The organism is Gracilibacillus orientalis (genome assembly GCF_900114645.1).
In the GTDB taxonomy this organism is placed as follows: Bacteria; Bacillota; Bacilli; order Bacillales; family Amphibacillaceae; genus Gracilibacillus; species Gracilibacillus orientalis.
In genome coordinates this window covers 1-12,053 of record NZ_FOTR01000020.1, presented here as the reverse complement: position 1 = coordinate 12,053, position 12,053 = coordinate 1, and the positions used below count along the sequence as shown (strand labels likewise).

Sequence of the window (12,053 nt, the reverse complement as noted above, 5' to 3'; positions counted from 1 at the left end):
GTTTCCGTCGTATTCGGCAACTGGCAGGCATAGTGAGTATATTTCACCTTAGCCCCTATAGCTTTGCGTCACCACTTTTCAGTGGTTTTGCTATTATCGTACGATAATTATATTATTATTATTTGTGCTAATTTCATATAAAGTAGCACAATAATTTACAACTAAAATTTTTATACTTTTGTAGGATTAAAGAAAAAATGTGAAGATCCCTACATTTTTCCTTGTCCTTTAATCCAGAGATATTGTTCCATGTTTCTTCTTATGTAATCTCTTTAGCAATTTCTCTACAATTTAAAATAGAAACTATATTATCCCCCTATTGAATAAAAGGCTTTTTGACAATATATGTCGAAAGTAATATATAGTAATTTTGAATGATAGATTATGGAGTATAGAAGTAATAACACTCAAGTACTATATGTTCTAATTAAGTGAATTCACCTCTACAGTAACTAAATAATGATATTTTGTCAATATAATACAATAATAAACATTTTTCACCTTTTTTTAAAAAAGTTCCTCATTTACAGGAATTTACGTTCATCTATTCCCACAAAATCTTGAAGAAGTTGTTTTCATGTATCCCTTATCATTTTTAGATGCATTTCTATTTGTTCACCTGAAAATCCGCTGTATTTGATTGTAGAGGGGGACAGGCAAAAAAAGATTGCTGTTTTATAAATTTTTTTGTCAAATACATGTTCAGGTTTCCATTTGTAATATACTTTAGACCTAGCCATTATTGTTAGACTAAACTGACCACTTAATAGTGTGTCTCCTAATAGTTACCGCCATTTCGGTCAAACAGGGCTCCCCTGAACTTCTTTCAAATTATTATAATAAACTATTTGATTTTTTCCTTGTTTTTTAGCAACGATGCAGCTACCTTTTCAGTATATTCTTTGTTAAGATAGTCATCTCCACCAATACGAAAAAAACCTTGTTTTACATCTTTCAGCTGTAGGATTCTATTTAAAAACTTGTACTAATCCAATGATTAATAATGCGATTTCATTAAAAATACCTTGGCAGTGGTAACATTTTTTCTTTTAAAAAGCTCCCACCAAAACGGTGAGAGCTTTTTGTAATCTCGATCTTATGACTGATTTCTGCGTCTAACTACGATTATAGACATTACGCCTAAGAATAGTAGAATGAAGCCAGCTGCTAACAAGTTAAAGGTATCTGTTGCTGTGTCAGGCAATTTATCTTTACTTGTTTTTTCTGAATCAGCTGAGTCTACTTTATCTGAGTCTTCAGATTCTGTTGGCTCTTGTGGATCAGGTTTTCCTGGTTCTTCAGATACTTCTCTCACAAACCCAAAGTCTAGCGTTGGATCACGTTCTTCATCTTCTGTTAGATAACGAGATGTCGCCAACCAAGTAGATGAGTCATTTGCACCTTCATCTCCTGCTTCAGGCAGGGTTGGTACATACCCTTCTAAGGCTTTGGCTGATGCTTCCCTGTCAATTCTTACGGTATACGTATTGTCAATCGGTAAGTTATCAAATGTATACCAACCATTTTCATCTGTTGTTGTTGGTCCAACTGGATCACCGTAAACATCTGTTACAGGGTTGCCATCTTCATCTTCAATCGTTAAAACTACGCCTTGGATGTGAATATCCGTGTCATCTTGAAGACCATCTTTATTCTCATCAAACCATACATAGTCACCCACACTTACTTTTTTAGGGCTGTTAACAATGACAACACTGTTTTTATCTTTTACATCAATGGAACTTACATAGCCGTGAACTTCTTCTTCGACAACAGTGTAGTCAATTTCTGCTCCATCTGCATAGATGTCTAATGCAACAAAGTCTGCTTGCCAATTGTTGGATTCATTCAATTCTACTGAATCCACTTCTGTTCCATTAGCTAATAAATTAACAGTGATGGACTCTGGATGTGCTTCTTTATTATTCGCATCGTTCCATTGTTTCACTACATTAATACTGGTTTGTTCTGGTGTATAGCTGTTCGTAATATCCATACCGTCAATTGCAGTTGAATAATCTGCTATCTGATCTTCTTGAATGGTGTAGTTGATTTCTTCACCGTTTGCGAATTTGGGTAGATCGGTAAATGCAAACTCCCAATCTGTTTCCGCTGTTACGTTCACATCCTTCACTTCCTCACCATTCGCTAATAAACGAACGGTAATAGATTCTGGACGCTTGCCGTCTTGATTCTCAGCGTCATCCCATGTCTTGCTTCCAGCTAAATCAATACGCTCTGGTGTATAGCTGTTGGTAATATCCATACCATCTATGGCAGTTGAATAATCTGCTATCTGATCTTCTTGAATGGTGTAATTGATTTCTTCACCGTTTGCGAATTTGGGTAGATCGGTAAACGCAAACTCCCAATCTGTTTCCGGTGTTACCTCAACATTCTCTACTTCTTCACCATCAGCTAATAAGCGAACAGTGATAGAGTCTGGACGCTTGCCATCTTGATTGTTGGCGTCATCCCATGTCTTGCTTCCAGCTAAATCTATACGCTCTGGTGTATAGCTGTTCGTAATATCCATACCATCTATTACAGTTGAATAATCCTCTATCTGATCTTCTTGGATGGTGTAGTTGATTTCTTCACCGTTTGCGAATTTGGGTAGATCGGTAAATGCAAACTCCCAATCTGTTTCCGCTGTTACCTCAACATCCTCTACTTCTTCACCATCAGCTAATAAGCGAACAGTGATAGAGTCTGGGCGCTTGCCATCTTGATTCTCAGCGTCATCCCATGTCTTGCTTCCAGCTAAATCAATACGCTCTGGTGTATAGCTATTGGTAATTACATAGCCATCGTTAGAGTTTCCGGTTATTGCTGTTTCATAACCTTCTACGCCTACTTCTTCAATGCTGTAGTCAATTGTTTCACCATCTGCATATACATCCAGTTTAGTGAAGTCGCCTTGCCAATTGTTGGCTTCATTTAAAGTCAGTTCTTGGCCAGTTTCTTCCCCATCAGCCAGTAAATTCACCGTGATCGATTCAGGACGAATACCATCTTGATCGTTGGCATCGTTCCAGTTTTTTACCACGTTAATACTAGTTTGTTCTGGTGTATAGCTGTTCGTAATATCCATACCATCTATGGCAGTAGAATAATCTGCTATCTGATCTTCTTGAATGGTGTAATTGATTTCTTCACCGTTTGCGAATTTGGGTAGATCGGTAAATGGAAACTCCCAATCTGTTTCCGCTGTTACCTCAACATCCTCTACTTCTTCACCATTCGCTAATAAACGAACAGTGATGGACTCTGGACGCTTGCCATCTTGATTGTCGGTGTCATCCCATGTCTTCGTTCCGGCTAGATCAATCAACTCCGGCGAATGGCTATTGGTAATCACATAGCCATCGTTAGGGTTTCCGGTTATTGCTGTTTCATAACCTTCTACACCTATTTCTTCAATACGGTAGTCAATTGCTTCACCATCTACGTATACATCCAGTTCGGTAAAGTCGCCTTGCCAATTGTTTGCTTCATTTAAAATCACTTCTTGGCCGGTTTCTTCCCCATCAGCCAGTAATTTCACTGTGACTGCACCTGAACGAATACCATCTTGATCGTTGGCATCATCCCAATTTTTCACTACGTTGATACTAGTTTGTTCTGGTGTGTAGCTGTTCGTAATATCCATACCATCTATGGCAGTTGAATAATCTTCTATCTGATCTTCTTGGATGGTGTAGTTGATTTCTTCACCGTTTGCGAATTTGGGTAGATCGGTAAACGCAAAGTCCCAATCTGTTTCCGCTGTTACCTCAACATCCTCTATTTCTTCACCATTAGCTAATAAGCGAACGGTAATAGATTCTGGACGCTTGCCGTCTTGATTGTCGGCATCATCCCATGTCTTGCTTCCAGCTAGATCAATCTGCTCTGGTGTATGACTGTTGGTAATCACATAACCGTCGTCAGAGGTTCCGGTTATTGCTGTTTCATAACCTTCTACACCTATTTCTTCAATGCTGTAGTCAATTGCTTCACCATCTACATATACATCCAGTTCTGTAAAGTCGCCTTGCCAGTTGTTGGCTTCATTTAAAGTCAGTTCTTGGCCGGTTTCTTCCCCATCAGCTAGTAATTTTACTGTGATAGCACCTGGACGAATACCATCTTGATTATCAGCATCATCCCAATTTTTCACTACGTTGATACTAGTTTGTTCTGGTGTGTAGCTGTTTGTAATATTCATACCGTCAATGGCAGTTGAATAATCTGCTACCTCATCCTCTTGAATGGTGTAATTGATTTCTTCACCGTTTGCGAATTTGGGTAGATCGGTAAACGCAAAGTCCCAATCTGTTTCCGCTGTTACGTCCACATCGTTCACTTCTTCACCATTCGCTAATAAACGAACGGTAATAGATTCTGGACGCTTGCCGTCTTGATTCTCAGCGTCATCCCATGTCTTGCTTCCAGCTAGATCAATCAGCTCTGGTGTATGGCTATTGGTAATCACATAGCCATCGTTAGGGTTTCCAGTTATTGCTGTTTCATAACCTTCTACGCCTACTTCTTCAATGCTGTATTCAATCTCTTCACCAGTCTGATCGATTGGTAGTAATTCAGTAAATGTTCCTTCCCAGTTATTAGCTTCATTTAAAGTCAATTCTTGGCCGGTTTCTTCCCCATTTGCCAGTAAATTAACTGTGATTGAGTCTGGGCGAAGACCATCTTGGTTATTAGCATCGTTCCAGTTTTTCACTACGTCAATACTTTTATCTTCCACTGTAAAGTTGTTTGTAATCGTTAGACCATCGTCTGATAATGTCTTCTCATAATAATCAGGAACTTCCACTTCGTCTACTGTATACGCATACTCATTACCATCGATATCTGTTCGATCTAAATCTGACCAAGTGTATTCTGTTGTGCCCTTTTCCAAAGTTACAGGCTCTCCAAATGCTTCACCATTTCTAAACAATTGTAAATCAATGGCTGGTTTTGGTCCGCCTTCCCACATTTTTGTTCCCGTGATATCCACTTTTTCTTTGGTGTTCTCAAAGTCTACTTTCACAATATTCTCATCATTATTGTCGTAGCCTTCGTCAACAACTATTTCTTTCTCTTCTTCAGATAGAACATAGCCATCTGGTGCCGTCACTTCTTTTAGATAATAGGTTCTAAGTGGTAAATTTCCAACTTCTAACACACCATTTTCAGTCGTGTACTCACCATATTGTTGTCTTTCACCATTTAGGTCGAATTCAAGGGTAAAGGTCGCTTCATTGTTGGCTATTACTTCTTCTGCCTCAGAGTCGACTTTAGTCACTCTTAATGCCCCTCTGTCCGTAGCCCATTCTCCACCTACACTAGAGAATTCTCTTGCTTGCATACTAGCAGACTCTACAGATTTGTCTTCTATAGCATTTCCCTCTAATGAGATTGCGTTGTTAACTTCACCGTCCTTTTCTGTTACGACGGTTGAATATCTTAAGATTAAGGTGTCTTTCAATTCATCAGTAAGTTGAATAGTTAAAACATTCTCATTATTCTCTGTTGTAGTTACATCAAGCGTATAATCTTCCCCTTCTTCTAGAGAGGATTCTTCTGTTCCTTCTAACTTGACAATTTCAAGGCTGTCATTTACGTAAACAAGCCCTGCACTAATGGTATCAGTAATGATAGGTTCTTTAATGTTTGATAGACTTTCGTTCACTTTAACTTCCCAGTCTAATTCATCACCTGTGAAAACACTATCTCCATCAACACCGACTGTTTCTTTTGCTAAGAAGTCGTCATGTTCATCATAGTTAAGAGTGGATGAATAAGGATAATCCACATCTCCAACCGAAACCGTTGCGTCATTCGTATAATTTGGTTGTGAAATATCTGGTACGGAGGTTGTAAATTCTACAACATATCTTTCCGTTACTTCAAATCCATCTGTAAAAGCTAAGGTGAATTGTTGACCATCAACTTCTAACGAATAGTTGCTTGGGTCTAGTACTGGTCCTGTAATATCAGTAGATCCATCAGCATTTACGTTATAAACAGATACTTGGATACTACTTTCATCGATTTCTCCTTCATAAGCTAACGTATCTGTTATGGTAACATCTGATCCAAGATCTTGTTCTTGATAGTTCGTATATAGCTGCCAAGCGATTTTTCTTTCAAATCCGCTTTCCCAACCATTCACTAAATTCCCTTCACCATCATCATGTACGAGTTGACCTTCTTTTTTACCACTGTTCCAAGAGTCCTCTCTTACAGTTGTATTTGCTTCTCTGTCTTGATCAATAGTATTACCATTTTCGGTTTGCCCTGTAAAATTAGCGTGATTATTATACACTCTATCCTGTTCATCACCTACATACGGATCAAGTGTATTACCATTTACTTCCTTCTGTGGATCATAAGAAGTCTGGTACGTAACTTCTAGTTGACTGCCATCTAATGGTAATGCCTCACTTAGAAGCTCGATGGTAAATCCTTTATTATAGCCTTCATCACCATCTTCCGTTCTAGGTACAAGTGTATAATCTATACCTTCTTCTAGAGGTTCTTCTAGATGGGTAACTTCTACTGTATCTGGAAGTAAAATCATCCCTTTATTTGGGAAGGTATCCTCTATTACTAATTCGTTAATTGCTTCTCTTCTTGGATCGACATTTAAATGCCAATCGATAGTCTTCTCACCGTAGTCTATTCCTGTAAAACTCTTACCATATGTGTTACCTGCCGGATGGATTGTAGCATCACTTGTCACTCCACCCTCACCGATACCATCACCTGTCATGCCAACACCGTTATTAAAAGAATTAACCGTAAAATCGGTAATTTCTGTTCTATAAGTAACGGTAAGCTGTTGAGTTCCTACATTTCCTAAATCAATTTCAACACCCGTTCCACCATCAGCATCAGGGTTAATATTGATGTTATCAGGAGAGTACGTCTCATCATTTTCGTTCGTGATAACAATATCATCTTCACTAATGGCTAAGCCGTCTGGAATTAAATCCGTTAACACAGCTCCTCCAACAGGGTGTCCTGCTTCATTCACATGAATGGTCCAAGTAACTGTTTTGTCGTCATAATCTACATTGGATGTCCCTTCTTTTCGCAGGACAGGAGCTCTGACGATATTAACCGTTGCATCATCATCATTTAATTCATCCGCACCATCATAGAGTGTTGCCGTATTTAAGAAACCATTGTCTTTTTGGTAGATGCCATCTTCTACATCTTCCCAATTAACATCTGTTTCAAAATTAATTCTGTAGGCATCCTCTTGTCCCAATGCACCCAAGTTGATAGGGAATTCAGTAAATTCACCTTCAAGAGAATCTCCTTCTATCCAATTACCCCATTCTTGATTAATTTCAACAACATCGATAGTATCCGTGTCTACTGTTAACCCGTCAGGTAAGTTGTCTTCTACACGAGCATCGCTAATTATACTTCCATTTTTATTAACATCTATACTCCACTGAATTTTATCCTCGTTACCAATTTGCGAGCCGGCTTTCTCAATTGGATTACTTCTTTCCAATCCGCCAACTGTAGCATCTGCTGGTAAGCTTTCGTCGCCATAGTTAAATGTTGCTTCATTGGTAAACGACTCTTTAGTGTAATCTTCAATAGTTGTAGTATATTGAATGCGATAACCTTCATAAGGTGCGATAGTGCCCAATTCCACTTCAAATTCATTTTCAGTTACAGATGTTGATTGTGACGTTTCAGCACCAACTGTTTTATCTCCATCATAGCCAATGTTCAACTCATTGATGACAAAATCTCTAGCTTCGCCTAAACCTTCGGGAAGGCTGTCTGCTAGTGTTGCACCGGTTATCTCTTCCTCATTCGTATTGATAACATCAACTGTCCACGTGATTTCTCTTGCATCCTGGTCAGCGTCAGGGTGTCCTTCCTTATCAATGCCACTAACTTCTCCATTTGGTTTTGCGATAACCGTTAACGAATTGTCTTCACTATCATTGAAGTTAATCTCTTGTTCGATATTGTCTCTGAATTTATCCAGATTGAAGTCTAACTCCATATTGACAAATCCATTATTGACATTATCACGTTCAATGTTTTCATTGAATTCAAATTTTAGTACACCATCCGCAACATGATAGGTTCCTACATCCTCTCCATCAACCATAATGTCTGCCTCTGGAGTATTAACCATTTCAAAAGCGTCGGAAAGAGGTATTTCAGCTGTATCGCCAGCTTTTGCATTAAGCCCCTGTGTATCCCACTTGAATCCTAGTTGTGCTTTAGTACCTTCACCTATTTCAATAATATCTCCATCATTAATGTCTTCATCATTAATTTTAAGATAATCAAAGGTAAAGATATTACCTAAATTAGCAAAAGGCTGTACACTGGAAGCTGCAAAGGTAGACGAAGCATCTGTGTCATTTTCCTCAGACTTAGACTCTTCCTCTTTTTCTGGAGAAGAGGCATTTTCTGTTTTTTCTTCCTCGTTTGCTGTCACATGTTGCTCTTCTTCAGCGTCTTCTTCTGACACCTCTGAATCCGCTGGACTGTCCTTCTCTTCAGTTACTTTGTCATCGGTGGTAGCTTCTTGTTCCTCTCCTTTTGACTCAACAACCTCTTCCTCAGAGTTAACTACCTGCTGTTCATCGGAAGTGACAGCTGAAATAACAAAATTACCACTCGCTTCAGGATATTCTTCGATCACTTTGTTCAAACTTATCGTGACCGTATTATCCGTACCAACTGTATAATTACCTACTTGTTGCTCTTCAAAAAGTAGATTACTAGTTTGTTCTTGTTGTACAACAATGTCAGAATCAAGTGTGATTGTCTCTGTGCTGTCAGCTTCTACATCTAGGTCGGCTACAGACCAATCTATACTTACTTCTACATCGCTGCCTGGCATTGTTTCCGCATCAACTGAATGGCCTTCTTCATCGACAACGCTTATATTTTTAAAGATAGACGTGTCTTCAGACGAGATAGCCTGTGAAGGCAACATGAAACTACTTGTTAATGTCTGAAACATTAATACGACTAATAAAGCAATACTTACTTTCCTTGTCATTAAACGATTAAACTCCTTTCTACACCTAGATTTGATCAAAATGAAGATACATATCAAGCATATCTATCTCCACATGAGCTTGATGGTAGCGAAGACTATCACTATTTTCCTTAAAGCACGCTTAAGTTATGTGGTAACATATTACATATCAGACTTGTAAAACGAAACCGGTATGTTTCCGCATCTAACACTTAGAAGTTACTTTACTTATTGTATGATTGACATGAAAAATGTAGTACATTATCTTTACACCATGTCTAACAATAAAGCATTTTATGACTTATTAAGCATGTAGGATATAGTTAGTCGCACTACCTAAATTTGGATTATAAAGGCCAATACTTAACATATTCTTAAACAATTTATAACATCGATATAATTTTAATAGGTTTAAAGTTCTATAAATGAACCGGGTGCGATCAAAATTTCACTGATAATTCCATAAATTGATGAAGTAATAAATTGAGTGGATGCAGTATAAGCCTTGGTTGAATGCGCTTTCTTTCATACACTATAGAATATGAACTAGGTGAACTTTACATTGAAATATTAAATTTTTGTGAATTTTGATGATGTCATTCAACAAGAAGACGTTTTACGCTTCAGCTTTCGGTATATAGGTTCGTAACACGGGTTGTGGATGATTGTCTTTCTCTTTATAAGTAAAGCACCCGCTTAGAAACGTAGTGGCTCAGAACCAACTGAGATAGAGGAATCACGGTGAGTTTACGAGCCGATGATGATATTCGCTCATGGGCATAAGGGCGACTAAGCCTCTTGTTTCACCAGTCGGCAATTCTTCTTTATCGCAGAGCACTCTCGAGAACTCTCCTATTTTTGGGCTCTCGGAACTATACATCTCCGTTTAACTTTCTTTTCTATAAAAAAATTAGTAGTACAAACCATGTCCTTGGTCTGTACTACTAATGATAGTATGTTTTAGTTATTGTTTCCTGCGTCGATAGAACATTAATACAAAGATTCCGCCAATCACTAACAACCCGCCAAATAATGCATAATTGAACATGTTTGTTGCTGTGCTCGGGAGGTTGCTCTCTTCCTGATTAACATCATCACTATCGTTACTTACCTGTTCTTTTTGATTGTAGGCTGTCACTTTGGTTCGTTCAGACTGCCCTAGCTCGATGGTAAACTCAATCGGGCTTTCTTGCAATATATAGCCTTCGGGTGCTTTTGTTTCGATGAAGGAATAGACACCAGGTTTCAGACCATCCACGATTAATTTTCCATCTTGATCGGTTGTCAAGCCTTGTGCCACGATATTGCCTTCTTCATCTTGCAGCATAAATTCCGCACCTTGCAAGACTTTATCTTCATTATCACGATCCAGTTTAATCAATTCTACTCCGGAACGATCTTGCTTATTCGTAATCGTTATTTGTTTTGCTTCTAGTTGTCCTTTTCCGATTGTAAACGATACGGGCGGATGTGCTTGATAACCTGGTAACGGACCAGTTTCAACAAGTTGATATTGACCAGGGCGTAAATCATCAATTATCAGTTTCCCATTCTCGGCTGTTTGAAGACCTTCTCTTATCGTATTACCATCAGCATCCTGCAATTCAAACATTACACCTGCTAAAGGTAACTCTGCGTTATCAAAATCAACCTTGGTTAACACAAAATCTCCTTTGATAATCGAATTATCAGTTGATAAAGCTAAGGTTTCACTTTGACCAAGATCAATCGTAAATTCGATTGGTGTAGGATCCAACGTATACCCATCAGCCGCTTCCGTTTCAATAAATTGATAGGTTCCTGGTTTGAGTCCATCCACAAATATCTGACCATTCTCATCGGTTACCAGATTTTCTTTTATCACTTCTCCATCTTGACTTATTTGATAGACCACATCGGCTAGTGTTTGCCCTGTTTCATCATCAACTTTTGTTAGTTCAACAGAGCTTGTTGTACGTTCATTCTCAGCGTTCACAGTTAATGGTGCTTGTTGATTAAAGTCAATTTCGAAAAGGATTGGTTTATTATCTAATGTATAACCAAAAGGTGCTGAAGTCTCTACAAGTTGATAATTGCCTGGTTGTAAGTCTGCGATTTTCAGTTTCCCGTTTTCATTTGTTGTTAATCCCGTTTGAAGTATATTTCCAGATTCATCCATGAGATCAAACACTGCACCTTCTAAACTTTCTCCAACTTCGTCTACTTTAGTCAGCTCAACTGCACCTGTACTTAATGGATTATCAAAGCTGATTTCTGTCACTTCTGTTTGACCGACTTCAATTTCAAACGGTATTGGTGAACTATCTAATTCATAGCCAGCAATTGTTTCTGTTTCAACCAACTGATAATTACCTGGTTTAAGATCCTCTATGATTAGAATACCATTTTCGTCGGTCACAAGATCTTCCCGAAGCATTTCTCCATCAGCATCTTGTAACTCAAAGACTACACCTTCTAAGTTGTTGCCATCTTCGCCTGTTTTTGTTAATTCAACAGAACCGGTTGTCAAGCTATTTTCCATCTCCATTGAAAGCATTTCTTGTTGATCAAACGCTATTTCAAATTCAATAGGTGTCGCATCTAACTGATAACCAAAAGGAGCTTCCGTTTCAATGAATGCGTAATTGCCTGGCTTCAAATCCTCGACAACTAGTATTCCCTCTTCGTTGGTGGTAAGGCCTGTTTCTAGTTCTTCGCCTTCCTCATCAACTAAGGTGAATACAGCACCTTCTAGTGTATCTCCTTCTTCACCTACTTTTGTTAATTCTACAGAACCTGTACTTAGCGGATTCTCAAAGCTGACCTCTGTAACTTCTGTTTGCCCAAGTCCAATATCAAATGAAATAGGTGTTGTATCCATTTCATAACCTGGAATCGTTGCGGTCTCCACTAACTGATAGGAACCAGGAGTGAGATCATCAATAAGCAGTTTTCCATCTGCATTTGTTTCCAGTCCTTCTTGCATTGTATTCTCTTCCGCATCTTGCAGCTCGAATACAACCCCTTCCAGTAGTTCACCGTCTTCGCCTTCTTTGGTTAA

Annotated in this window: 2 protein-coding genes and 1 riboswitch; both genes read right to left on the bottom strand. The window is 38.5% G+C overall.

Going from position 1 to position 12,053, the window contains the following annotated elements; all coding sequences use genetic code 11:
• Window positions 1-12 precede the first annotated feature (12 nt).
• A riboswitch (cyclic di-GMP riboswitch) is annotated at window positions 13-102 on the bottom strand.
• 994 nt (window positions 103-1,096) lie between these two features.
• Complete coding sequence (locus BM121_RS20855; protein WP_091486501.1) at window positions 1,097-9,034, bottom strand: Cna B-type domain-containing protein; 7,938 nt, start codon at window positions 9,032-9,034, stop codon at window positions 1,097-1,099.
• A gap of 943 nt (window positions 9,035-9,977) precedes the next feature.
• A partial coding sequence (locus BM121_RS20850; RefSeq protein ID WP_139220298.1) for a SpaA isopeptide-forming pilin-related protein occupies window positions 9,978-12,053 on the bottom strand: 2,076 nt, incomplete at its 5' end.

Bases quoted from the DNA above. Each gene is read 5' to 3' on its own strand.
- BM121_RS20855 (WP_091486501.1), bottom strand. From the start codon at position 9,034: ATGACAAGGAAAGTAAGTATTGCTTTATTAGTCGTATTAATGTTTCAG.